This window comes from Pseudomonas iranensis, assembly GCF_014268585.2.
Classification (GTDB): domain Bacteria; phylum Pseudomonadota; class Gammaproteobacteria; order Pseudomonadales; family Pseudomonadaceae; genus Aquipseudomonas; species Aquipseudomonas iranensis.
Genome location: NZ_CP077092.1, coordinates 1,831,820 through 1,853,849, shown reverse-complemented (window position 1 = coordinate 1,853,849; position 22,030 = coordinate 1,831,820). Strand labels below are relative to the sequence as shown.

Genomic DNA, 22,030 nt, shown 5'->3' with positions numbered 1-22,030 from the left:
GACCTTATTACCTGGTGCCTTATAAAGGCGTGGTGGAGACACCCGCCGCAGCGTAGTTTTCAAAACTGTTCATCTGCTTGGCAATTTGCGAAATCTTCGTCGCGTAGTTCGGGTCGGTGGCGTAACCGGCCTTCTGCAACTCGCGTACAAACTGTTCTGGGTTATCGGCCGACTTCAGCACTTCTTGATAGCGATTGTTGCTCTGCAGCAACGTCACCAGATCGTGGAAGCTGTCCTTGTACGAGGCGTAGGAACGGAACTCGGCCGTCTCCTTGACCATCGCACCATTGCGGAACTCGCTGGTGATCGCGCGCGCCGAATCGCCCTTCCAGTTGCTGCTGGCCTTGATGCCGAACAGGTTGTGGCTGCTGCTGCCATCCTGAGCGCGCATGACCGATTTGCCCCAACCGGTTTCCAGTGCCGCTTGCGCCACCAGATAGCGTGGATCGACGCCGATGCGGTCGGCAGCTTCCTTGGCCATCGGCAGCATGGTGTTGACGAACTCGTCGGCGGAACTGAAGGCCTTCTTCGCCGGTGCCAGCGGAATCTGCGCCATGGCGCGGCCGTAGACCTGCATCTGCCCGCCGGCAGCTTTCTGCTCTTCGGCACGGGCCAGCCAGTCGCCGTTGTACAACGCGCCGGAGCCTGTGACGGCGGTAGTCGCAGCACGTTGCGGCAAGGCGTTGGTCGCTGCGGCCGCAGTGCTGGCAGTGGCCACGCTCGGCGCCGACGGCACCAGACCAGCGAGCAAGCGATCGGCCAGTTTCGGCGGCAATGCCAGACGCCGCTGGTTGATCAGCGCCATGTCGTTGCGATGGGAAATATCGGTGTTCGGCGCATGCACCGAACGCGATGCCCACAATGGACGCTCGCCGTTGACGCGGGACAGCGGACCGGTGGCGACGGTGCCGGCGGCAATCGGCGTCGGCACGGCGGCGGCCTTGGCCAGCGCTTCCTGCTGCTTGGCGGCGGACGCGGCGGCAGCCTCGCCCGGCGCCATCGGTTTGTTCTTCGACATCTGCCGGATCAGCACGTCGGCCAGGCCGATACCACCGCCCTCCCGCGACATGGAAACCGCCAGTTGCTGGTCGTACATTTCCTGATACTGCTTGGCCGCCGGCGTGTTCAGCGGGTTGTCCTGGCCGAGCGCTTCGGTGGCCGAGCGCATCGACTTGAGCATTTCGCCGAGGAACAGCGACTCGAATTCCTGCGCCACCTTGCGCATGTTTTCGTCGCTGTTCTTGTCGCCGACCTTGAGCTGGTTCAGACGATTGAGGTCGGAGTAGGAACCCGAATCGCTGCTGCTGACCAGACCGCTTTTGCGCATATCCATGGTGGCCGGCCTCAGATCACGATCAGGTCGGCTTGCAATGCGCCGGCCTGCTTCAGAGCTTCGAGAATTGCCATCAGGTCACCCGGTGCTGCGCCGACCTGGTTCACCGCACGGACGATCTCGTCGAGGGTGGTGCCCGGGCCGAACTTGAACATCGGTTTGGCTTCCTGTTCGGCATTCACTCGCGAGCGCGGTACGACGGCGGTCTGGCCGTTGGACAGCGGGCCCGGCTGGCTGACGATCGGGTCTTCGGTGATGGTCACCGTCAGGCTGCCGTGGGTCACGGCGGCTGGCGACACTTTCACGTTCTGGCCGATGACGATGGTGCCGGTACGCGAGTTGATGATGACTTTTGCCACCGCCTGACCCGGATCGATTTCAAGGTTTTCCAGGATCGACAGGTAGTCGACGCGCTGGCTCGGATCCAGTGGCGCAGTGACCCGCACCGATCCGCCGTCGATGGCTTGGGCGACGCCAGGGCCGAGCATGTCGTTGACCTTGTCGACGATGCGCTTGGCGGTGGTGAAGTCGGAGCGGTTGAGGTTCAGCGTCAGGCTGTTGCCCTGGTTGAAACCGCTCGGCACCGCACGTTCCACCGACGCACCGCCCGGTATACGACCGGCCGACGGAACGTTGACGGTGATCTTCGAACCATCGCGGCCTTCAGCGTCGAAACCGCCGACCACGAGATTGCCCTGAGCGATCGCATAGACGTTGCCGTCGATACCCTTGAGCGGCGTCAGCAGCAAGGTGCCGCCACGCAGGCTCTTGGAGTTACCGATCGAGGACACGGTGATGTCGACCTGCTGACCCGGTTTGGCAAACGCTGGCAGATCGGCGCTCACCGACACCGCCGCGACGTTCTTCAACTGCACGTTGCCCGATCCCGGCGGCACCTTGATGCCGAACTGCGAGAGCATGTTGTTGAAGGTCTGCAGGGTGAACGGGGTCTGCGTCGTCTGGTCACCGGTGCCGTTAAGCCCGACCACCAGGCCGTAACCGATCAACTGGTTGGAGCGCACGCCGGAAATGCTGGCGATGTCTTTCAGCCGCTCGGCGTGTGCGGTGAACGCCGCAGACATCAACAACGCGGCCACCATAAGGCTTTTCAGATTCAACGTAGCCACCTAGAAAGGGAACAGCGGGCTGAGGAAGAAACGGTCGAACCAGCCTGGCTGACTCGTATCGGCAAACGCGCCGGTACCCGAGTAGGTGATGCGCGCATCGGCGACACGGGTCGACGACACGGTGTTGTCGGTCGCGATGTCGTCGGCGCGGACCATGCCGGCGATGCGCACCAGTTCGTCACCGGTGTTGAGCGTCAGCCACTTCTCGCCACGCACGGCGATGATGCCGTTGGGCAGCACGTCGGCGACGGTCACGGTGATCGAACCGGTCAGGCTGTTGCTCTGCCCGGACTTGGCGTCACCCTTGGTCGAACGGTCGGCGCTGTAGCCGGCGTTGAGGCTCAGGTCACCACCACCAATCGGGTTGTTGGTGGTCAGGCTGGAGCCGAACAACGAAGTCAGGCCGATCGAGTTATCGCTGTTCTTGTCCATCTGCGAGTTAGCGTTCTTGCTTGCCTGCGTGCGCTCGTTCAGGGTGATGGTGATGATGTCACCGACCCGGAACGCCTTGCGGTCGCTGTACAGGTTCTGCTCGAAGCCGGCCTGATAGATCGAGCCATTGTTGGCCGCCGCCGGCAACGGTGTGCGCGGCAACACCGGGGCGTAGTAAGGGTCATTGGGCTTGGGCGTCGGGGCGACGCAGCCCGCGAGCGAGACGACCCCACTCAATGCCAGAACAGATACAAAGCGCTTCATGACCCTACCTCACGGTGTTGCTGGCGACCTCAGGCCGCCCCAAAGACTGGATTACAGATTCTGCGTTACGAACGAGAGCATCTGGTCGGCGGTGGAGATCACCTTGGAGTTCATCTCGTAGGCGCGTTGAGTGGTGATCATGTTGACCATCTCTTCAACGGTGCTGACGTTCGAGGTTTCCAGAGTGTTCTGCAGCGTGGTACCGAAACCGTTCAGGCCCGGGGTGCCGATCTGTGGCGCGCCGGAAGCCGCGGTTTCCAGGAACAGGTTGTTGCCCACGGCTTGCAGGCCGGCCGGGTTGATGAAGTCGGCGGTCTGCAGGTTGCCGATCACTTGCGAGGCCGGGTTGCCGGCGATGGTGATCGACACGGTGCCGTCACGGCCGACGGTGAAGGTCTGCGCATCGTTCGGGATGATGATCGCCGGCTCCAGTGCGAAACCGCTGGCGTTGACGATCTGGCCATTGGAGTCGAGGTGGAAAGTACCGTCACGGGTGTAGGACGTGGTGCCGTCCGGCTGCAGGATCTGGAAGAAACCGCGACCGTCGATGGCCATGTCCAGCGGCTGCTCGGTGGTTTGCAGGCTGCCGGCGGTGAAGTTTTTCTGGGTGCCGACAATGCGCACACCGGTACCCACTTGCAGACCCGACGGCAGTTCGCTGTCCTGGGTCGACTGGGCGCCTGGCTGACGCTTGATCTGATAGAGCAGGTCCTGGAACTCGGCACGGTCACGTTTGAAACCCGTGGTCGAGACGTTCGCCAGGTTGTTGGAAATGGTGGTCAGGTTGGTGTCCTGGGCGGACAGACCGGTTTTGGCAACCCATAGAGCCGGAAGCATTCGATTCTCCTCGTGCGCCTGTTTTACGGCGCGACGTTCTGATAATTAGCTGATCTGCAAGACCCGAGCCATGGCCTGGTCGTCGTCTTTGGCGGTGTTCATCATCTTGACGTGCAACTCGAACTGCTTGGCCAGGGCCAGCACCGAAGTCATTTCTTCCACGGCATTGACGTTGCTCGACTCGAGGAAACCCGAGACCAGTTTGACGTTGGCGTCGGCTTGCGCCGGCTGACCGTCCTTGGTGTAAATCGAACCGTCGAGACCTTTGTTCATGTTCTTGATGTCCGGGTTGACCAGTTTGATCCGGTCGACTTCGGCCATGACGCGGGGGCCTTCGCCCATTGCGCGAATGCTGATGGTGCCGTCTTCGCCGACTTCGACCTGCTGCTCGGGCGGCACGGCGATCGGGCCGCCATTACCGATCACCGGCATGCCGTTGCCGGCGCGCAATACGCCGAGGGCGTCGATGTTGAGACTGCCGGTACGCACGTAGCTTTCGCCGCCGCCGGGGTTTTGCACGGCGATGAAACCGTTGCCGGATACCGCGACGTCGAGTTCACGGCCGGTCTGCACCAGTGAGCCCGGCGTGAAGTCGGTGGCGGGACGTTCGCTCATGGCAAACGCGCGCGCCGGAAAGCTGTCACCGAACACCGGCATCGAACGCGCCTGCTCGAGGTCGCGCTGGAAGCCGTTGGTGGAGATGTTCGCCAGGTTGTTGGCATGCGCCCGCTGCGCCAGTGCGTTCTGGCTGGCGCCGGTCATTGCCACATAAAGGTACTTGTCCACTGTGTTTCCTCTGCATGCCGGACGTTTGCCGCCCACCGCTGTACTGCTCAGCCATAAGCAATTTGCAGACCAACTTTTTATTGGCGGGCGAAGGCCCGGTAAACAGGGGACTTGAGGGGATCGGAGGGGGAATTTGAAATGGGTGGAAGACGAAAAACCGGCGGTGTCATGCCGGTTGGTGGCAATCCTCAGTTCAGCGGGGGGATGGCGATCCTGTGGCGAGGGGATTTATCCCCGTTCGGCTGCGCAGCAGTCGCCAAGCCTGCAAATGAGGTCGCTGGGAAGGAAAAGCGGGGCGGCTTCGCCGCCCATCGGGGATAAATCCCCTCGCCACAAAGGCTCTATTTAGCTTTCGGAGGTTTTGCCAACCTCATACTCACGCAACTTGTTGGCAATCGTCGTGTGCGAAACACCCAGCCGCTTGCCCAACTGCCGACTGCTCGGATGCTCGGAATACAAGCGTTCCAGCACCGCTTTCTCGAAGCGCCCGACGATCTCGTCCAGACTTCCGTCGAGGGAAAAATCGCCAAGCGGCTGACGCACGCCGTAATCCGGCAGGCGAATATGTTCGGCCTTGACCGTGCCGCCGTCGCACAGGGAAACCGCCTGGAACAGTACGTTCTCCAGCTGCCGCACGTTGCCCGGCCAGTGGTAATGGCTGAGGCGATCCATCGCCGCCGGGGCCAGTTTCGGCAGCGGGCAGCCGATCTGCCGACTGGCCTGATCGAGAAAGTGTTCAACCAGCGGCGTCAGACCGTCGAGGCATTCGCGCAGCGGCGGGATGTGCAGCGACAGCACGTTCAAGCGGTGATAGAGATCCTGGCGAAACTCGCCTCGCGCGCACAATTCGGACAAGTCCACCTGGGTCGCGCAGATCACCCGCACGTCCAGATACACCTCTTCATCACTGCCGACGCGACGGAAGCAACCGTCCTGAAGAAAGCGCAGCAATTTTACCTGCAAGCGCGGGCTCATCTCGCCGACGCCATCGAGAAACAGCGTGCCGCCAGCGGTCAACTCCAGCAGGCCAAGCTTGCCCTCAGCGCGAGCACCTTCGAAAGCGCCGGGGCCGTAGCCGAACAGTTCGGTCTCGGCCATCGACTCCGGCAACCCGGCGCAGTTGAGTGCCATCAACGGCGACTGTCCACGCGGGCTGGCGAGGTGGCAGGCGCGCGCCAGCAATTCCTTGCCGGTGCCGGTTTCGCCTTCTATTAATAGCGGTGCATCCAGCGGCGCCATGCGTCGCGCTTCGCGGACCACAGCGGCCATGACTTTCGAGCTCTGGAAGATGCTGTCGAAACCGCGCAGCTCTTGCTTGCGCACATTGTAGATACGCTCGCCGACGCGGTCGGCGCGGTGCAGCGTCAGTACGGCGCCGGCCATGGCCTCGCTGTCATCGTGCTCCGATTGCAGCGGCGCGATGTCGGCGAGAAAGATGTCGCCCTTGACCTTGACGCGCATGCCGTTGATCCGCGATTTGTTGGCGCGCACCAGTTCGGGCAGGTCGAAATCCTCGGCGTAGCGCGACAGCGGAATCCCCGGCACCTCATCGACGCGCACCCCGAGCAACTGCGCCGCCGCGCGGTTGGCCGCAACGATCGAGCCGCCCATGTCGATCGACAGCACCGGAAACTCCAGTGCGCCGAGCAGTGCGTTCAATTCCATGTGCCGGCGTTCACTGGGCATCAGCCCGACGCGCTTGACCCCGAACACCCCGCCGATCGCCTCGAACTTGGGGCGCAATGCCTGGAACTGGATGTTGATCAGATTCGGGCAGTGCAGGTAGATCGCATTGCCATGCTCACCGCCAACTTCACCGCGGGCAACGTTGATCCCGTACGCCACCAGCAGATTGAGAATGTCGCGCAGGATGCCGATGCGGTTCTGGCAGTGGACTTTGATGCGCATAGAAAAAGGCCCGACAAGATTGGGAAATTGACCAATGCCCGTGTGGGAGCGAGCTTGCTCGCGAAGGCGGCGGCACATCCTGCATTGATGTGTCAAGCCCACCGCTTTCGCGAGCAAGCTCGCTCCCACAGGGAAACGCGTTGCGCGCCGAACTGTTTTTCGTCGAGGCACGCAGATAGTTGTCAAGATTATGTGACAGCCCCTGCCCTTTTCAAACCCGCCAATCACTGTAAATGCGCATTACCCGACAAAGCGTAACGATAACTTTACGAAACAAGCAGAATTTTCCTACGCATTCACCGTTCAACATGCTGCGCAGCTTCGCGCTCTGGGGTATTCCTTTAGCCATCGCTGGACATAACAAAAACGAATTTCCTAGCAGGAGAGCAGCATGAAGCAGACGCACTACGTGGCTCGCGAGCCCGATGCGCAAGGTTTTATCGACTACCCCGCCGAAGAACATGCGGTGTGGAACACGCTGATCACTCGCCAATTGAAGGTGATCGAAGGTCGCGCGTGCCAGGAATACCTGGACGGTATCGAAAAACTCGGTCTGCCCCACGACCGCATCCCGCAACTGGCCGAGATCAATAAAGTCCTCGGCGAGACCACTGGCTGGCAAGTTGCCCGGGTGCCAGCGCTGATTCCTTTCCAGACCTTTTTCGAGTTGCTTGCCAGCAAGCAATTCCCCGTCGCCACCTTCATACGTACCCGCGAAGAACTCGACTACCTGCAAGAGCCGGACATCTTTCACGAGATCTTTGGTCATTGCCCGTTGCTGACCAACCCGTACTTCGCTGAATTCACCCACACCTACGGCAAGCTCGGCCTGCAAGCGACCAAGGAAGAGCGCGTGTATCTGGCGCGGCTGTACTGGATGACCATCGAATTCGGTCTGGTCGACACCCCGCAGGGCAAGCGCATCTACGGTGGCGGGATTCTGTCCTCGCCGAAAGAAACCGTTTATTGCCTGTCGGACGAGCCCGAGCATCAGATTTTCGATCCGCTAGAAGCCATGCGCACGCCGTATCGCATCGACATCCTGCAGCCGCTGTACTTCGTCCTGCCCAATCTCAAGCGCCTGTTCGACGTGGCCCATGAAGACATCATGGCCATGGTTCGTCAGGGCATGCAGCTGGGCTTGCACGCGCCGAAATTTCCGCCGAAACCCAAAGCCGCCTGAACCGCGACTTTTGCTGACAATTGCGTCTGTCCGTGGCCGCCACTTTGCTTTAGCGTGACGGCATTGGCGGCACACGCGCTTTAATAAAAAACACACTCGTTTTCAGGAATCCACCATGTCGACTTTGAACCAAGCCCACTGCGAAGCCTGCCGCGCCGATGCGCCACAAGTCAGCGACGAAGAACTGCCGATCCTGATCAAGCAGATCCCTGACTGGAACATCGAAGTACGCGACGGCATCATGCAGTTGGAGAAAGTTTTCCTGTTCAAGAACTTCAAGCATGCGCTGGCCTTCACCAACGCCGTGGGCGAGATCTCCGAGGCCGAAGGCCACCACCCAGGCCTGCTGACCGAGTGGGGCAAAGTCACCGTGACCTGGTGGAGCCACTCGATCAAAGGCCTGCACCGCAACGACTTCATCATGGCTGCGCGCACTGACGAAGTGGCGAAGACCGCAGAAGGACGCAAGTAATGCACTTCGACGCCATCGGCCGGGTCCCCGGCGACCCGATTCTCGGTTTGATGGAGGCCTATGCGCAGGATGCCAATCCGCGCAAGTTCGACCTTGGCGTTGGCGTCTACAAGGATGCCCAGGGCCTGACGCCGATCCCGGAAGCGGTAAAAATCGCCGAGGCGCGACTGGTCGAAAGCCAGGACACCAAGACCTACATCGGTGGCCACGGCAATCCGCTGTTCGGCAAGGTCATCAATGAGCTGGTACTCGGTGCCGACTCGCAACTGATCACCGAACAACGCGCCGGCGCCACCCAGACCCCAGGCGGTACCGGTGCCTTGCGGCTGGCCGCCGACTTCATCGCGCAATGCCTGCCGGGCAAAGGCGTGTGGTTGAGCAACCCGACCTGGCCGATCCACGAAACCATTTTCGCCGCCGCCAAGGTCAAGGTCAGCCACTACCCGTACGTCGGCAGTGACAACCGCCTCGACGTCGAAGCGATGCTCGCCGTGCTCAGGGAAGTGCCGAAGGGCGACGTGGTGCTGCTGCATGCGTGCTGCCACAACCCGACCGGTTTCGACCTGAGCCATGACGACTGGAAGCGTGTGCTTGAAGTGGTGCGCAGCCGCGATCTGCTGCCGCTGATCGACTTTGCTTATCAGGGTTTTGGTGATGGACTGGAACAGGACGCGTGGTCGACCCGGTTGTTCGCGGCGCAACTGCCAGAGCTGCTGGTCACCAGTTCCTGCTCGAAGAACTTCGGCCTGTACCGCGACCGCACCGGTGCGCTGATCGTCTGTGCGAACAGCGCCGACAAGCTCATCGACATCCGCAGCCAACTGGCCAACATCGCCCGCAATCTGTGGTCGACGCCACCGGATCATGGCGCGGCGGTGGTCGCGACCATCCTCGCCGATCCAGAGCTGAAAGCGCGCTGGGCCGATGAAGTGGAAGCCATGCGTCTGCGTATCGCGCAGTTGCGCAGCGGTCTGGTCGAGGCGCTGGAGCCGCACGGTTTGCGCGAGCGTTTCGCGCACATTGGCGTGCAACGCGGGATGTTCTCCTACACCGGCCTGTCGCCGGAACAGGTAAAGCACCTGCGCGAGCGGCACAGCGTGTACATGGTCAGCTCGGGCCGGGCGAACGTTGCCGGGATCGACGCCACCCGCCTCGCATTGCTCGCAGACGCCATCGCTGACGCCTGCAAATAGTTTTTGCAGTACACAACCCGGTCGGAGCGGGCCCTTGTGGCGAGGGGATTTATCCCCGCCCGGCTGCGCAGCAGTCGTACACCGTTGCTCGCGGAGTGTCAGACATTCCGCGAATGCAGGGTCTGGGGCAGCTTCGCAGCCCAGCGGGGATAAATCCCCTCACCACAGGGCCCGTTCCCACATTTAGTTTTCGGTTGATCTCGCGCCCTGCGGCCATCTGTCGCATTAATTTGAATTAAAAGTCTGATTGTCATTTTTCCTGCTGTATCCTGCGCAGGCTTTGTAAAGCGCGGAGCACCTGATCTATCAACAGACTTAGCGAGGAGCGCACCCATGCACGAGATTCCCAATCTCCCCTTCCCAAGCCTGCACGTACCTGAGCAGACGACCCCGCAACACGCCGGTGCTGAAAAGCCCGAGCCGCAAGAAGCCGCTGACAGCCGCAAAGCCGACAGCGAAGAGTAAGACCCGCCGTACAGACCGTGTGGAAAGCGCTAACATGCGCTTTCCACACTGCCTGAAACCCGAGCCCGCCATGACCGACGAATTCTCCCAAAGCCAAGCTGCCGTGCTGATCGGCGCCACCGAGAAGATGATCGAGATCTGGAATCGCCTCTCACCCGAGAAACAGGCCACCCTGCTCGAGCGTTTCGGCAGCGAAGAAAACGCCCTCGCCGCCCTCGTCACCACGCAACTGGTCGCCCCGGCGAAATCCTGAAAGCGCCGCCCGGCAAATAGTTTTACTTTTCCCCGCCCCTCTGCGGTTCACGCCGGTATCATGAGCAGCCTATCTAATCTGCTGCTCCCGTGGATCGTTACCCATGTCGTCTATATACGAGCCCCAGCGTCCGCTGGCGGTCACGCTGCAAGTGGTCTCCATCGTCCTTTTCACCTTCATCGGTTACCTGAACATCGGCATCCCGCTCGCCGTGTTGCCGGGCTACGTCCACAGTGACCTGGGTTTCGGTGCGGTGATCGCCGGGCTGGTGATCAGCGTGCAATACCTCGCCACCCTGCTCAGCCGCCCGTATGCCGGCAAGATCATCGACAACCAGGGCAGCAAACGCGCAGTGATGATCGGCCTCGCTGGTTGCGGCTTGAGCGGTGTGTTCATGCTGATTTCCGCGTGGACGCCGAACCTGCCGCTGCTGAGCCTGATCAGTCTGTTGATCGGCCGTCTGGTGTTGGGCAGTGCGGAAAGCCTGGTCGGTTCCGGTTCGATTGGCTGGGGCATTGGTCGGGTTGGCGCGGCGAATACGGCGAAAGTGATTTCCTGGAACGGCATCGCCAGTTACGGGGCCCTGGCGATCGGCGCGCCGTTCGGTGTCTGGCTGGTAAGCAGGTTGGGGCTGTGGAGCATGGGCGTGAGCATCATCCTCCTCGCTTTGCTCGGTCTGGCGCTGGCATGGCCAAAAACCGCTGCGCCGATCGTCGCCGGCGAACGTCTGCCGTTCATGCATGTGCTGGGCAAAGTCTTCCCTCACGGCTGCGGACTGGCGCTGGGCTCGATCGGTTTTGGCACCATCGCCACCTTCATTACCCTGTATTACGCGACCCAGCACTGGGACAACGCGGTGCTGTGCCTGAGCCTGTTCGGCGCCAGCTTCATCGGCGCGCGGCTGCTGTTCGGCAATCTGATCAACCGCCTCGGCGGCTTCCGCGTGGCGATTGCCTGTCTGTCGGTGGAAACGTTGGGACTGTTGCTGTTGTGGATTGCTCCGGATGCGCATTGGGCACTGGCCGGTGCGGCGCTGAGCGGTTTCGGCTTCTCGCTGGTGTTCCCGGCGCTGGGCGTGGAAGCAGTGAATCTGGTGCCGGCCTCGAGCCGTGGCGCGGCGGTCGGTGCCTATTCGCTGTTCATTGATTTGTCGCTGGGGATCACCGGGCCGCTGGCCGGGGCGATCGCAGCAGGATTCGGTTTTGCTTCGATCTTTCTGTTCGCAGCCTTCGCGGCGTTGAGCGGACTTGGCTTGAGTGTCTATCTGTACAAGCACACGGCGAAGTATCGCGAGGTTTAGAAGTCCACCTTGCCGCGCCCGGCCTTGATGCTGCCGCGCTTGGTTTTCGACTCCAGCCGGCGCTTCTTCGAACCAAGGGTCGGCTTGGTCGGGCGGCGTTTCTTTTCCACTTTGGTGGCGCTGAGAATCAGCTCGACCAGCCGCTCCAGCGCATCGGCGCGGTTGGCTTCCTGGGTTCGGTATTGCTGCGCCTTGATGATCAGCACGCCATCGCTGGTGATACGACTGTCGCGCAGTGCCAGCAGGCGATCCTTGTAGAACTCCGGCAATGACGAGTTGGGAATGTCGAAGCGCAAATGCATGGCGCTGGAGACCTTGTTGACGTTCTGCCCTCCGGCGCCTTGCGCGCGGATGGCGGTCAATTCGATCTCGGCATCCGGCAGATGCACGTTGTTGGAAATCACCAGCATGGAAAAGCGTCCGTAATCAGAGCGTGCAGGATAACCTGATTCACTCAACCTCTGTCGGAGCGAGCCTGCTCGCGAAGGCGGTGTGTCAGTCGATGCAGATGTTTCTGATGGACCGCTTTCGCGAGCAGGCTCGCTCCCACAGGGTTCGGTGTGATGCCAGATTTTCCCATTTCAAAACAACAAACCCGGCACTTGGCCGGGTTTGCTGTTTTTGCTTGAGCGGTTACTTGGCGATCACTGGCAGCGCCTGCTGGGCACTGCGCTTGTTCTTGATCAGGTAGCAGACCCACATGAACACCACCCACACCGGAATCGCGTACACCGAGATCTGAATCCCCGGGATCAGTAGCATCACGCCGAGGATGAACACCACGAATGCCAGGCAGACGAAGTTGCCGTATGGATACCACAGCGCCTTGAACAGCGGCGTCTGTTTGGTCTGGTTCATGTGCTGGCGGAACTTGAAGTGCGAGTAGCTGATCATCGCCCAGTTGATCACCAGCGTCGCAACCACCAGCGACATCAGCAGTTCCAGCGCGTGCTGCGGGATCAGGTAGTTGAGCAGCACGGCAACCAGCGTCACTGCCGCCGACGCCAGAATCGAACGCACCGGCACGCCGCGCTTGTCGATCTTCGCCAGACCTTTCGGCGCATCGCCCTGCTCGGCCATGCCCAGCAGCATGCGGCTGTTGCAGTAGGTGCCGCTGTTGTATACCGACAGCGCAGCGGTCAGCACGACGAAGTTGAGGATGTGCGCGGCGGTATTGCTGCCGAGCATCGAGAACACCTGCACGAACGGACTGCCGCTGTAGGAATCGCCCGACGCATTGAGGGTTTCCAGCAGGCTGTCCCACGGGGTCAGCGACAGCAGGATCACCAGTGCGCCAATGTAGAAAATCAGGATGCGGTAGATCACCTGATTGATCGCTTTCGGAATCACGGTTTTCGGTTTGTCGGCTTCAGCGGCGGTGAAACCGAGCATTTCCAGACCGCCGAAGGAGAACATGATGATCGCCATGGCCATCACCAGACCGCTCACCCCATTGGGGAAGAAACCACCGTGGGACCACAGGTTGCTCACCGACGCCTGCGGGCCGCCGTGGCCGCTGACCAGCAGGTAGCTGCCCAAGGCGATCATGCCAACGATGGCCACAACCTTGATGATCGCAAACCAGAATTCGGCTTCACCGAAGACTTTGACGTTGGCCAGGTTGATCGCGTTGATCAGCACGAAGAATGCAGCAGCGGAGACCCAGGTCGGGATGTCCGGCGCCCAGTAATGGATGTACTTGCCGACCGCTGTCAGCTCTGACATGCCCACCAGAATGTACAGAATCCAGCAGTTCCAGCCCGAGAGGAACCCGGCGAAACCGCCCCAGTATTTGTGCGCGAAATGGCTGAAGGAGCCGGCCACCGGCTCTTCGACGATCATTTCGCCGAGCTGGCGCATGATCATGAAGGCGATGAAGCCGCAGATGGCGTAGCCGAGGATCATCGACGGGCCGGCGGATTTCAGTACCCCGGCAGAACCGAGGAACAATCCGGTACCGATCGCGCCACCGAGGGCGATCAGTTGAATATGGCGATTTTTCAGGCCGCGTTTAAGCTCGCCTGATTGCGAGGGTTGTCCACTCATGAAAAAGGTCTCACGCAAGGTTTGATGATGTTCAGTAGACGTTGCTGCAAGGTTGCGATTTCAGGCAGCCCCGATCAAACCCCAGCGCAGGCACCAGGAGTTCAGCTCATTTACAACGGTCATGCGTCACCTGTTTGTTTTTATCTGTGACGAAATCGAACCCGGCACGCTTGTGGCGCGGCGGAGTGAACAAGGCGGATAGCCTCGAGATTTTTGCGATTACGCAGAGGGTCACAGTTAAAACGCGGCGCATTGTACACCGCTAACCCCCTGCTGCCAGACCCGCCTGATCAGCGTGTCGATTGCCGGGATTGCATGTGTCCGCCTCGACAGTCTCGAGCGGCTGCAAAATGTGAGTCAGGCCTTTGCAGGCCATCGACGGGGACGAGGAGAAAACCGTCCCACGGGGAGAAGTGGAAATCAGTCGCGGCGTACATTGCGCCTCCTTCTTGTTATTCGCCTGCACGACAGGCATGGGGCGCATCACACCCTGCCTGAAGGCTGGAAACAAGCGCGCCAGAGCCCTGCGTGGCGCACGCTCCGTCGGCTTACGGAAGCTTTTCCTTACAACGGAGGGCGAGACGGGAAATCACCGCGTTGGCGGGCCAATATCGTCAGGTTTTCTTTACAACGCGTAACGAATATTTTCCGAATCAGAAATTTCTGTAGGACGTCTGCATATTGACGGTCGCTAGCTTGCTATCAATTTCGCCGACCTAGTTTTTTGTTTTCAAATAAGAAAATTCATCGCGAAAAACAGAACAAAAAGTCTATTTAAAAATTAAATGGATAAATTTTTGCATTCCCAAAAACGCTCAACTAGGTTTTTCACGTCTCACCGGCCACCTCGACCGGTCAGTCATAAACCGTGAAATTCTCTAGGAGATCGACCATGCAAGCACTGGAAAAAGACTTGGATACCGAACTGCAACTGGACGAATGGTTTGAAGCGCCAACTCATGAGGCCGCTGTGGAAATGATGCAAGCCGACGCGGTGGTTCCGTTCGGCACGGCGATGTGGCCTCTGTAAGACATCCCGGGCAGGCACGGTCCGGCCGGTCGTGCCTGCCGCTTCATTCCCCGGTCAGTCAGGGAGGATTCATGGACAAGCCCCGCGCCATCTCGCATTTCCTTTACTACCTCGAACATCACCCAGCCCTCGCCGGCCTCCACTCGGCGAAGGTCATGCTCGGCCATACCGCCGACTACGAAGCCCTGACCGGCGCCATTGCCGAACAGGCCGGCGAGCATCCGCGCTTTCAGTTCAGCGCTCGGCGTCTGGACCTGGAAAGTACCGCAGCGCTGTCCGAGGCAATTGCCGACAGCGATCTGTACATTTTCTTCTACGACTCTTCCACCCTGCCCAACCCACGCCCCGACGGCCCGGAGTTCGTTCGTGCGCTGCAAGCGGTCATGGCGGAAAACTGGAGGAAGTCGCTGCTGTTCAAGGATTACGGCGACTATTTCTACGACACCTTCAGCATCACCCCGCAACGCATCGCCGGGCTCAACAGTCACCTGATCCAGCGCATGTCCCAGGCGACCACGCTGAGTTTCAAGGACGATCACGGCTCATGGTTCGAAACACCGATGAGCAGCATCAAAAAGTGGACCGACATCAACGGCGTCGGCAACTTCGACCTCGCCCCGGGCGAAATCGCCACCCACAGCGAAGCCATCAATGGCCACGTGAAGTTCAAGGGTACCTTCCTCAGCACCATCCCCTTCGCGCGCAAGTACGGCGTGCTGGAATCGCCGCTGGAGCTGTGGATCGAGAACTCGACCATCAGCCGCATCGCCACCGACGTGCCGGGGCTGGAGCATGATTTCAACAAATACCTGGATGCCAACCCTTCAAACCGACGGATTGAGGAGTTGGGGATTGGCACCAACGAAGGCGTGAAGGACCTGTATGCGCGCAATGCCGGGTTTGAGGAGCGACACTGTGGGCTGCATCTTGGATTAGGCGGTGGCGCCAAGGGCAGTCATCACCTGGATCTGATCTTTTCTGGCGGGGTGTTGGCACTGGATGACAAGCCGGTGTTTGATGGGCGGTTTGTGTTTTAGGCGACTGACGCCTTCGCGAGCAGGCTCGCTCCCACAGGGGATTTATGTAAGCCGCAGATGATCGTTCCCACGCTCCGCGTGGGAATGCAGCCCGGGACGCTCCGCGTCCCTTCCAAAGCCGAACGCGGAGCGTCCGTTGAGGCATTCCCACGCAGAGCGTGGGAACGATCGGTGTCAGCACAGACTTTCGTCCAGACAAAAAAAACGCCAACCCTGAGGTTGGCGTTTTTGCTTCAGCTTGTAGCTTGTAGCTTGTAGCTTGTAGCTTGTAGCTTGTAGCTTGTAGCTTGTAGCTTGTAGCTTGCAGCTAGTAACTCACAGCTGCCTTATTCCGGCTTTTTGCGACCGAAACCCGGGCGCTGACCGGAACCGGCCGGTGCGCCGCGACGCTTGCCGGAGGGCTTGTCGCCGTCGACCAGTTTGATCCCCGGACGCTTCGGCGCCGGTTTGGCCGGGCGCTTGTTGCTGGTGTCGGCAGGACGATCCGCCACTGGCGTACCGCGACCGGCAGGAGCGCCGCGTTCGCCACGCTCGGTACGACCATTGGCCGGACGCGGTGTGCGCTCGCCGTCACGGGCAACCGGCTTGCGACCTGGACGCTCACCTTCAATCTGCGGCTCACGGCTCGGGCGCGGTGCGGTGGGTGCGCCAGCGGCTGGACGCAGAGTACGCACGCGCTCGGTCTTGGCCATTGGCCGCGACGATTTGCGCTGCATGCGTTCGAGCTTGTCCTTGCTCTTGGCGTTCAGCTGCGGCATTGCCACCGGGGTCAGGCCGACTTCGGCGCTGAGCACGTCGACTTCGTACTGGCTCATTTCGCGCCAGCGGCCCATCGGCAGGTCGGAGTTGAGGAACACCGGACCGAAACGCACGCGCTTCAGACGGCTGACCACCAGACCCTGCGATTCCCACAGACGACGCACTTCACGGTTACGCCCTTCCATGACCACGCAGTGGTACCAGTGGTTGAAGCCTTCACCGCCCGGCGCCTGTTGAATGTCGGTGAAACGCGCTGGGCCGTCTTCCAGCACCACGCCGGCCTTGAGGCGTTCGATCATCTCGTCATCGACTTCACCGCGTACACGCACGGCGTACTCGCGGTCCATCTCGTAGGACGGGTGCATCAGACGGTTGGCCAGCTCACCGTCAGTGGTGAACATCAGCAGACCGGTGGTGTTGATGTCGAGACGGCCGATGTTGATCCAGCGGCCCTCTTTCGGACGCGGCAGCTTGTCGAACACGGTCGGACGGCCTTCCGGGTCGTCACGGGTGCAGATTTCGCCGTCGGGCTTGTTGTACATGATCACGCGGCGCACCGATTCGGCAGCCTCTTCGCGTTTGATCACCTTGCCATCGATGGTAATGGCGTCGTGCATGTCGACGCGCAGGCCGAGGGTGGCGTCTTTGCCATTGACCTTGATCCGGCCCTGGCTGATCCAGGATTCCACGTCACGGCGCGAGCCGACGCCGATACGGGCGAGGACTTTCTGCAGCTTTTCGCCTGCTGGGCCGATTTCCTGGTCGTCTTTCTGATTGATGTCACTCATCTGGGCACCTCCCGGTGTGGTCTGTTCAGGCGGCGCCTGAAGTATTGAAAACTGGGTCCAAGCCGAAGGGATCGGCGAAGGGTCGCGAATCATACGCGGATGTGCGCCATCGCGCATCAGAGACTAGCTGATCGATTGCCGGTTATTTCTTTTTCCGCCGACCGGCACCACCGAGTTTGATCAGACGCAGCGCGGCTTCGGCCAGCACCGTGCGTTTGTCGTCCTTGTCGAGCTTCTTCCAGGCCTTGATCTCGCGCTTGCTGCGACCGCAACCGAGGCAGATGTCTTCGGAGAATTTGCAGAGGCTGATGCAGGGGTCTTTGGTTGAGCTCATCATCCTCTCCAGAAACACATCAAACCCTGTGGGAGCGGGCTTGCCCGCGATAGCGGAGTGTCAGTCAACATCATTGGATCTGACCCACCGCAATCGCGGGCAAGCCCGTTCCCACAAGGATCCGGATCAATCGTGGAACTCGCGCCGTTCGGCTTCAATCGCCTCAGCCAGTGCGCGGGCTTCGGCTTCTTCTTCGCTGAGTTCCGGTTCCGGCTGTTCGAGGGCGGCGACAGCGGCCAGGAGTTTCTCGCGGGCTTCGGCGACACCGAGAATGTCTTCTTCCGGTTCGGCGTCAGGCGCCGCTTCAAGTTCAACTTCAACTTCAACAACCGGCGCGATGATCTCAGGCTCGGGCACCGGCGCTTCTCCATCCGCCGCATCGCGCAGCAAGTCGTCGAAGTCGGTCTTGATCCCCTCTTCCATGCTGTCCAGCTCCAGCAACAGGGAATGGAAACTGGTTTCTTCCTTCTCCTCCTCCGGCTCGGCGCTGGCGTCGGCCAGTTCCTGCAGACTCTGCGGCACCGGCGCGTCGTCAAAGTCGAGCACCGGTTCGGCTTCCATCTCGCGCAGTTCGGCCAGCGGCGGCAGGTCTTCGAGGTTTTTCAGGTTGAAGTGATCGAGAAACGCCTTGGTCGTGGCGAACATCGCCGGTTTGCCCGGCACGTCGCGGTAACCGACGACGCGAATCCACTCACGCTCGAGCAAGGTCTTGACGATGTTGCTATTGACCGCCACGCCACGCACATCTTCGATTTCGCCACGAGTGATCGGCTGGCGATAGGCGATCAACGCGATGGTTTCCAGCAAGGCGCGGGAATAGCGCTGCTGGCGCTCTTCCCAGAGTCGGCCGACCCACGGCGAGAACTTCTCGCGGATCTGCAAGCGATAGCCCGACGAGACTTCCTTGAGCTCGAAGGCACGGCCCTCGCAGGATTTGCCGAGCAGGGTCAGGGCTTTCTTGAAGACCGCCGGCTCCGGCCGCTCGCCTTCTTCAAACAGTTCATACAGGCGCTCAAGGGATTGCGGCTTTCCCGAGGCCAACAGAAAGGCTTCAAGCAGGGACGCCAGCTCGCGGGGTTCAGTCAGGTTCATACAGGGACTCGTTATTCGGCTCGGGCTCGCACGTGGATCGCGGCGAACGGCTCATTCTGCACCAGCTCGACCAAGGATTCCTTGACCAGTTCAAGGATCGCCATAAAAGTCACCACCACACCCAGGCGACCTTCTTCAGCGGTGAACAACTCGACAAACGGCACAAAACCGCCGCCCTTGAGTCGTTCCAGCACATCGCTCATGCGCTCGCGGGTGGACAGCGCTTCACGGCTGACCTGGTGGCTTTCGAACATGTCGCCACGGCGCAGCACCTCGGCCATGCACATCAGAATCTCTTCCAGCGCGACGTCGGGCAACAGCTTGCGCGCCCGCGCTTCCGGGGCGTCGAGCTTGGGCACGATCACATCGCGACCGACCCGACTCAGACCGTCAATACCTTCGGCAGCGGCCTTGAAGCGCTCGTATTCCTGCAAGCGGCGGATCAGTTCGGCGCGTGGATCGTCTTCTTCATCTTCGACGGTTTCGGCGCGCGGCAGAAGCATGCGCGATTTGATCTCGGCGAGCATCGCCGCCATCACCAGATATTCGGCGGCCAGTTCCAGACGTACCGATTGCATCAACTCGACATAGCCCATGTACTGGCGGGTGATTTCCGCCACCGGGATGTCGAGGATGTTGATGTTCTGTTTGCGGATCAGGTACAGCAGCAGGTCGAGCGGGCCTTCGAAGGCTTCAAGGAAGACTTCCAGCGCATCCGGCGGGATGTACAGGTCCAGCGGCATTTCCATGACCGCCTGGCCATAGACCATCGCGAACGGCAGTTCCTGCTGGGCGCCGGCCTGGGGATCGATCACGGTTTCCACTGCGGACATTCAGGCCTCGACCATGAACGGCGTCGGATCGCCGCAACCAACGCGGACCACTTCCGGGTCGTCGCCGGTCAGGTCAATCACCGTTGAGGCCTTGATGCCGCCAAAACCGCCGTCGATGATCAGATCGACCTGATGCTCAAGCAACTGGCGCATTTCGTAGGGATCGCTGAGTGGGTCTTCATCGCCGGGCATGATCAGCGTCACGCTCATCAGCGGCTCGCCGAGTTCGTCCAGCAGCGCCAGCGCGATCGGATGGCTTGGCACGCGCAGGCCGATGGTGCGCTTCTTCGGATGCAGCAACAGGCGCGGCACTTCGCGGGTGGCGTTGAGAATGAAGGTGTAAGGCCCCGGCAGGTGCGCCTTGAGAATGCGGAAAGTGCCGGTGTCGATCTTGGCGTAGTTGCCCAGCTGCGACAGGTCGCTGCAGATCAGCGCGAAGTTGTGCTTTTCATCGAGCTGACGCAGACGTCGCACACGCTCGATGGCGGTCTTGTCGCCGATCTGGCAACCGATGGCGTAGGACGAGTCCGTGGGATAAATCACCACCCCGCCCTTGCGGATGATCTCGACCGCCTGTTTGATCAGGCGCGCTTGCGGGTTTTCCGGATGTATCTGGAAAAATTGACTCACATTCTCTACCTGTTCAGACGGCGGCAATATCTGTGTCATGTTTGAACCGACACCACAGGGGTGGAAGGTCCTCGGGAACCGCCCGGTACTGGCCGATCTCGGACCAGCCGCCAGGGCCATGGAAGTCACTGCCGGCGCTGACCAGCAGACCGAACTCACGGGCAAGGATCGCCAGGCTGCCCACCTGTTCTGCGGGCTGATGGCCATTGACCACCTCGATAGCATGCCCGCCTGCTTGAATATAGTCGGCAATCAGCTTTCGGCGCTTGCTACGGGTGAAATCGTAGTGCCATGGATGCGCCAGGCTGACCCAGGCACCGGCGGCGCGCAGGGTGGCGACGGTGTCTTCCAGGGTCGGCCAGTGCAGCTTGACGTCGCCGAGCTTGCCGGCGCCGAGCCATTTGCGAAATGCCTCGGCGCGATCCTTTACATAACCTTCACGCACCATCCAGTCGGCGAAATGCGGCCGGGCCGGCGCGTTGCCGCTGTCGCCCAGTTCCTGCTGGATCTGCCGGGCGCCGTCGAGGGCACCGGGCATCCCCTTGAGTGCGAGCTTGCGGCTTATTTCTTCCGACCGCAGCCAGCGGCCATCGTGCAATTTGGCGATCGCTTCAACCAACGGCGCGGCGTTGACGTCGAAACCGTAGCCCAATACGTGAATGGTCGCCCCGCCCCAGGTGCAGGACAATTCGACGCCGTTGACCAGTTGCATGCCCAACTCGGTGGCGGCAGTACGCGCCTCGGCGAGCCCCTCAAGAGTGTCGTGGTCGGTCAACGCCAGGACTCGCACGCCGTTTTCGAACGCTCGCGCAACCAGAACCGCAGGCGCCAGGGCGCCGTCGGAGGCCGTGCTGTGGCAGTGCAAATCAACATTCACGGGGAGTTGTAACCTCAAATCAGCTGGCGCTATCGCGCGCCCATATGTTTGTTATTATGCCGCCACATCCAGCTTCTGGCTCTCACTGTGAAACAATTCATCGATTTCATCCCGCTTCTGCTGTTCTTCATCGTTTACAAACTTGATCCACGGGTCGTCGACATTGCCGGCCAGCAAGTGACCGTAGGCGGTATCTACAGCGCCACGGCGATGCTGATCATCAGCTCCCTGGTGGTGTACGGCGCGCTGTTCATCAAGCAGCGCAAGCTGGAAAAGAGCCAGTGGCTGACGCTGATCGCCTGCCTGGTATTCGGCAGCCTGACGCTGGCCTTCCACAGCGAAACCTTCCTGAAATGGAAAGCGCCGGTGGTCAACTGGCTGTTCGCTGCGGCGTTCATCGGTAGCCACTTCATCGGTGACCGCCTGCTGATCAAACGCATCATGGGCCACGCGCTGACCCTGCCAGACCCGGTCTGGACCCGCCTGAACATCGCCTGGATCGGCTTCTTCCTGTTTTGCGGCGCGGCCAACCTGTTCGTCGCCTTCACTTTCCAGAGCATCTGGGTCGACTTCAAGGTGTTCGGCAGCCTGGGCATGACCGTGCTGTTCCTGGTCGCACAGGGCGTTTACCTGTCGCGCCATCTGCATGACACCGATACCACAACGCCAAAAACCGAGGACTGACATGCTCTACGCCATCATTGCCACCGACGTTGCCAACTCGCTGGAAGCTCGCCTGTCCGCGCGCCCGGCGCATCTGGAACGCCTGCAAGCGCTCAAGGGCGAAGGCCGCATCGTGCTGGCCGGCCCGCACCCGGCCGTCGACAGCAATGATCCGGGCGCAGCGGGTTTCACCGGCAGCCTGATCGTCGCCGAGTTCGACTCCCTGAGCGCCGCACAGGCCTGGGCCGATGCCGATCCGTACATTGCCGCCGGCGTCTACGCCAACGTGATCGTCAAGCCGTTCAAGCAAGTCCTGCCGTAATCCGGTGTTGAAATGCCGAGGGGATTTATGTGGCGAGGGGATTTATCCCCGCTGGGTGGCGAAGCC

General features: G+C 60.8%; 24 protein-coding genes. 10 read left to right on the top strand and 14 right to left on the bottom strand.

All coding sequences use genetic code 11. The annotated features are described in order from the left end of the window. Positions 1-19: 19 nt before the first annotated feature. The 6 genes from flgJ to HU724_RS08180 all read right to left on the bottom strand — a co-directional run bounded on the left by flgJ (position 20) and on the right by HU724_RS08180 (position 6,687). Positions 20-1,333, bottom strand: coding sequence for a flagellar assembly peptidoglycan hydrolase FlgJ (gene flgJ / locus HU724_RS08205; RefSeq protein ID WP_186566029.1), 1,314 nt, complete (start codon positions 1,331-1,333; stop codon positions 20-22). An 11-nt stretch (positions 1,334-1,344) separates the two neighbouring features. Then, a complete protein-coding gene (locus HU724_RS08200; protein ID WP_024012083.1) occupies positions 1,345-2,433 on the bottom strand; it encodes a flagellar basal body P-ring protein FlgI in 1,089 nt (362 codons plus the stop codon). A 27-nt stretch (positions 2,434-2,460) separates the two neighbouring features. Next, complete coding sequence (flgH, locus tag HU724_RS08195) at positions 2,461-3,156, bottom strand: flagellar basal body L-ring protein FlgH (RefSeq protein ID WP_016771110.1); 696 nt, start codon at positions 3,154-3,156, stop codon at positions 2,461-2,463. A gap of 51 nt (positions 3,157-3,207) precedes the next feature. Continuing rightward, positions 3,208-3,993, bottom strand: coding sequence for a flagellar basal-body rod protein FlgG (gene flgG / locus HU724_RS08190; RefSeq protein ID WP_016771111.1), 786 nt, complete (start codon positions 3,991-3,993; stop codon positions 3,208-3,210). A gap of 45 nt (positions 3,994-4,038) precedes the next feature. Then, positions 4,039-4,779: a flagellar basal body rod protein FlgF gene (locus tag HU724_RS08185; protein WP_042607504.1), complete on the bottom strand. Its 741-nt coding sequence runs from the start codon at positions 4,777-4,779 to the stop codon at positions 4,039-4,041. Positions 4,780-5,124: 345 nt separating this feature from the next. Continuing rightward, positions 5,125-6,687, bottom strand: a complete 1,563-nt coding sequence (locus HU724_RS08180; RefSeq protein ID WP_016771113.1) for a sigma-54-dependent phenylalanine hydroxylase transcriptional regulator PhhR — start codon at positions 6,685-6,687, stop codon at positions 5,125-5,127. A gap of 391 nt (positions 6,688-7,078) precedes the next feature. Between HU724_RS08180 and phhA the strand changes: the two genes are divergently transcribed. The 6 genes from phhA to HU724_RS08155 all read left to right on the top strand — a co-directional run bounded on the left by phhA (position 7,079) and on the right by HU724_RS08155 (position 11,553). Beyond that, positions 7,079-7,870 (top strand): phenylalanine 4-monooxygenase, encoded by a 792-nt coding sequence (phhA, locus tag HU724_RS08175; protein ID WP_186566031.1) that lies wholly within the window; start codon positions 7,079-7,081, stop codon positions 7,868-7,870. A gap of 115 nt (positions 7,871-7,985) precedes the next feature. Further along, the gene (locus HU724_RS08170; protein WP_016771115.1) at positions 7,986-8,342 is read left to right on the top strand and encodes a 4a-hydroxytetrahydrobiopterin dehydratase; all 357 of its coding nucleotides are present in this window, start codon (positions 7,986-7,988) and stop codon (positions 8,340-8,342) included. Beyond that, positions 8,342-9,535 (top strand): amino acid aminotransferase, encoded by a 1,194-nt coding sequence (locus HU724_RS08165; protein ID WP_133340602.1) that lies wholly within the window; start codon positions 8,342-8,344, stop codon positions 9,533-9,535. The genes HU724_RS08170 and HU724_RS08165 overlap by 1 nt, the downstream gene beginning before the upstream one ends. Before the next feature lie 333 nt (positions 9,536-9,868). Beyond that, on the top strand, positions 9,869-10,000 hold the full coding sequence (locus HU724_RS27730; RefSeq protein ID WP_016771117.1) for a hypothetical protein: 132 nt from the start codon (positions 9,869-9,871) through the stop codon (positions 9,998-10,000). A gap of 70 nt (positions 10,001-10,070) precedes the next feature. Continuing rightward, on the top strand, positions 10,071-10,253 hold the full coding sequence (locus HU724_RS08160) for a hypothetical protein (RefSeq protein WP_186566074.1): 183 nt from the start codon (positions 10,071-10,073) through the stop codon (positions 10,251-10,253). 112 nt (positions 10,254-10,365) lie between these two features. Further along, on the top strand, positions 10,366-11,553 hold the full coding sequence (locus HU724_RS08155) for an MFS transporter (RefSeq protein WP_186566076.1): 1,188 nt from the start codon (positions 10,366-10,368) through the stop codon (positions 11,551-11,553). Here HU724_RS08155 and arfB read toward each other — a convergent pair. Together arfB and HU724_RS08145 are read right to left on the bottom strand one after the other, a co-directional pair. Continuing rightward, on the bottom strand, positions 11,550-11,963 hold the full coding sequence (gene arfB / locus HU724_RS08150; RefSeq protein WP_186566033.1) for an alternative ribosome rescue aminoacyl-tRNA hydrolase ArfB: 414 nt from the start codon (positions 11,961-11,963) through the stop codon (positions 11,550-11,552). The two genes, HU724_RS08155 and arfB, sit on opposite strands and share 4 nt — an antisense overlap. A gap of 223 nt (positions 11,964-12,186) precedes the next feature. After that, positions 12,187-13,599 (bottom strand): amino acid permease, encoded by a 1,413-nt coding sequence (locus HU724_RS08145; RefSeq protein ID WP_056783743.1) that lies wholly within the window; start codon positions 13,597-13,599, stop codon positions 12,187-12,189. 892 nt (positions 13,600-14,491) lie between these two features. Here HU724_RS08145 and HU724_RS08140 point away from each other — a divergent pair. Both HU724_RS08140 and HU724_RS08135 read left to right on the top strand, forming a co-directional pair. Next, a complete protein-coding gene (locus HU724_RS08140; protein WP_003222780.1) occupies positions 14,492-14,629 on the top strand; it encodes a hypothetical protein in 138 nt (45 codons plus the stop codon). Between the two features lie 71 nt (positions 14,630-14,700). Then, the gene (locus HU724_RS08135) at positions 14,701-15,666 is read left to right on the top strand and encodes a M29 family metallopeptidase (protein ID WP_186566035.1); all 966 of its coding nucleotides are present in this window, start codon (positions 14,701-14,703) and stop codon (positions 15,664-15,666) included. Between the two features lie 326 nt (positions 15,667-15,992). Here HU724_RS08135 and rluB read toward each other — a convergent pair whose 3' ends face one another. From rluB to HU724_RS08105, 6 genes are all read right to left on the bottom strand, one after another. After that, the gene (gene rluB / locus HU724_RS08130; protein WP_186566037.1) at positions 15,993-17,213 is read right to left on the bottom strand and encodes a 23S rRNA pseudouridine(2605) synthase RluB; all 1,221 of its coding nucleotides are present in this window, start codon (positions 17,211-17,213) and stop codon (positions 15,993-15,995) included. 142 nt (positions 17,214-17,355) lie between these two features. Continuing rightward, positions 17,356-17,547, bottom strand: a complete 192-nt coding sequence (locus HU724_RS08125) for a DUF1289 domain-containing protein (RefSeq protein WP_073472829.1) — start codon at positions 17,545-17,547, stop codon at positions 17,356-17,358. A 126-nt stretch (positions 17,548-17,673) separates the two neighbouring features. Then, positions 17,674-18,639 carry an SMC-Scp complex subunit ScpB gene (gene scpB, locus HU724_RS08120; protein ID WP_186566039.1) on the bottom strand — a complete coding sequence of 322 codons (966 nt, stop codon included), beginning with the start codon at positions 18,637-18,639 and terminating at the stop codon, positions 17,674-17,676. Positions 18,640-18,650: 11 nt separating this feature from the next. Then, positions 18,651-19,472 carry a segregation and condensation protein A gene (locus tag HU724_RS08115; RefSeq protein ID WP_496197726.1) on the bottom strand — a complete coding sequence of 274 codons (822 nt, stop codon included), beginning with the start codon at positions 19,470-19,472 and terminating at the stop codon, positions 18,651-18,653. Beyond that, positions 19,473-20,102 (bottom strand): L-threonylcarbamoyladenylate synthase, encoded by a 630-nt coding sequence (locus HU724_RS08110; protein ID WP_186566041.1) that lies wholly within the window; start codon positions 20,100-20,102, stop codon positions 19,473-19,475. 13 nt (positions 20,103-20,115) lie between these two features. Then, positions 20,116-20,979, bottom strand: a complete 864-nt coding sequence (locus HU724_RS08105; RefSeq protein WP_130901634.1) for a PHP domain-containing protein — start codon at positions 20,977-20,979, stop codon at positions 20,116-20,118. Between the two features lie 87 nt (positions 20,980-21,066). On the opposite strand from HU724_RS08105, the gene HU724_RS08100 reads away from it, so the two are divergent. Further along, entirely contained in the window at positions 21,067-21,663 is a 597-nt protein-coding gene (locus tag HU724_RS08100; RefSeq protein ID WP_016771126.1) for a septation protein A, read from the top strand. 1 nt (position 21,664) lies between these two features. After that, positions 21,665-21,964 (top strand): YciI family protein, encoded by a 300-nt coding sequence (locus HU724_RS08095; RefSeq protein WP_016771127.1) that lies wholly within the window; start codon positions 21,665-21,667, stop codon positions 21,962-21,964. Positions 21,965-22,030 lie beyond the last annotated feature (66 nt).

Coding starts and splice junctions, on each gene's coding strand:
- HU724_RS08160 (WP_186566074.1), top strand. CDS start 10,071: ATGACCGACGAATTCTCCCAAAGCCAAGCTGCCGTGCTGATCGGCGCC.
- scpB (WP_186566039.1), bottom strand. CDS start 18,639: ATGAACCTGACTGAACCCCGCGAGCTGGCGTCCCTGCTTGAAGCCTTT.
- flgG (WP_016771111.1), bottom strand. CDS start 3,993: ATGCTTCCGGCTCTATGGGTTGCCAAAACCGGTCTGTCCGCCCAGGAC.
- phhA (WP_186566031.1), top strand. CDS start 7,079: ATGAAGCAGACGCACTACGTGGCTCGCGAGCCCGATGCGCAAGGTTTT.
- HU724_RS08145 (WP_056783743.1), bottom strand. CDS start 13,599: ATGAGTGGACAACCCTCGCAATCAGGCGAGCTTAAACGCGGCCTGAAA.
- rluB (WP_186566037.1), bottom strand. CDS start 17,213: ATGAGTGACATCAATCAGAAAGACGACCAGGAAATCGGCCCAGCAGGC.
- HU724_RS08125 (WP_073472829.1), bottom strand. CDS start 17,547: ATGAGCTCAACCAAAGACCCCTGCATCAGCCTCTGCAAATTCTCCGAA.
- HU724_RS08180 (WP_016771113.1), bottom strand. CDS start 6,687: ATGCGCATCAAAGTCCACTGCCAGAACCGCATCGGCATCCTGCGCGAC.
- flgJ (WP_186566029.1), bottom strand. CDS start 1,333: ATGGATATGCGCAAAAGCGGTCTGGTCAGCAGCAGCGATTCGGGTTCC.
- HU724_RS08115 (WP_496197726.1), bottom strand. CDS start 19,472: ATGTCCGCAGTGGAAACCGTGATCGATCCCCAGGCCGGCGCCCAGCAG.
- HU724_RS27730 (WP_016771117.1), top strand. CDS start 9,869: ATGCACGAGATTCCCAATCTCCCCTTCCCAAGCCTGCACGTACCTGAG.
- flgH (WP_016771110.1), bottom strand. CDS start 3,156: ATGAAGCGCTTTGTATCTGTTCTGGCATTGAGTGGGGTCGTCTCGCTC.
- HU724_RS08165 (WP_133340602.1), top strand. CDS start 8,342: ATGCACTTCGACGCCATCGGCCGGGTCCCCGGCGACCCGATTCTCGGT.
- arfB (WP_186566033.1), bottom strand. CDS start 11,963: ATGCTGGTGATTTCCAACAACGTGCATCTGCCGGATGCCGAGATCGAA.
- HU724_RS08200 (WP_024012083.1), bottom strand. CDS start 2,433: ATGGTGGCCGCGTTGTTGATGTCTGCGGCGTTCACCGCACACGCCGAG.
- HU724_RS08135 (WP_186566035.1), top strand. CDS start 14,701: ATGGACAAGCCCCGCGCCATCTCGCATTTCCTTTACTACCTCGAACAT.
- HU724_RS08095 (WP_016771127.1), top strand. CDS start 21,665: ATGCTCTACGCCATCATTGCCACCGACGTTGCCAACTCGCTGGAAGCT.
- HU724_RS08140 (WP_003222780.1), top strand. CDS start 14,492: ATGCAAGCACTGGAAAAAGACTTGGATACCGAACTGCAACTGGACGAA.
- HU724_RS08170 (WP_016771115.1), top strand. CDS start 7,986: ATGTCGACTTTGAACCAAGCCCACTGCGAAGCCTGCCGCGCCGATGCG.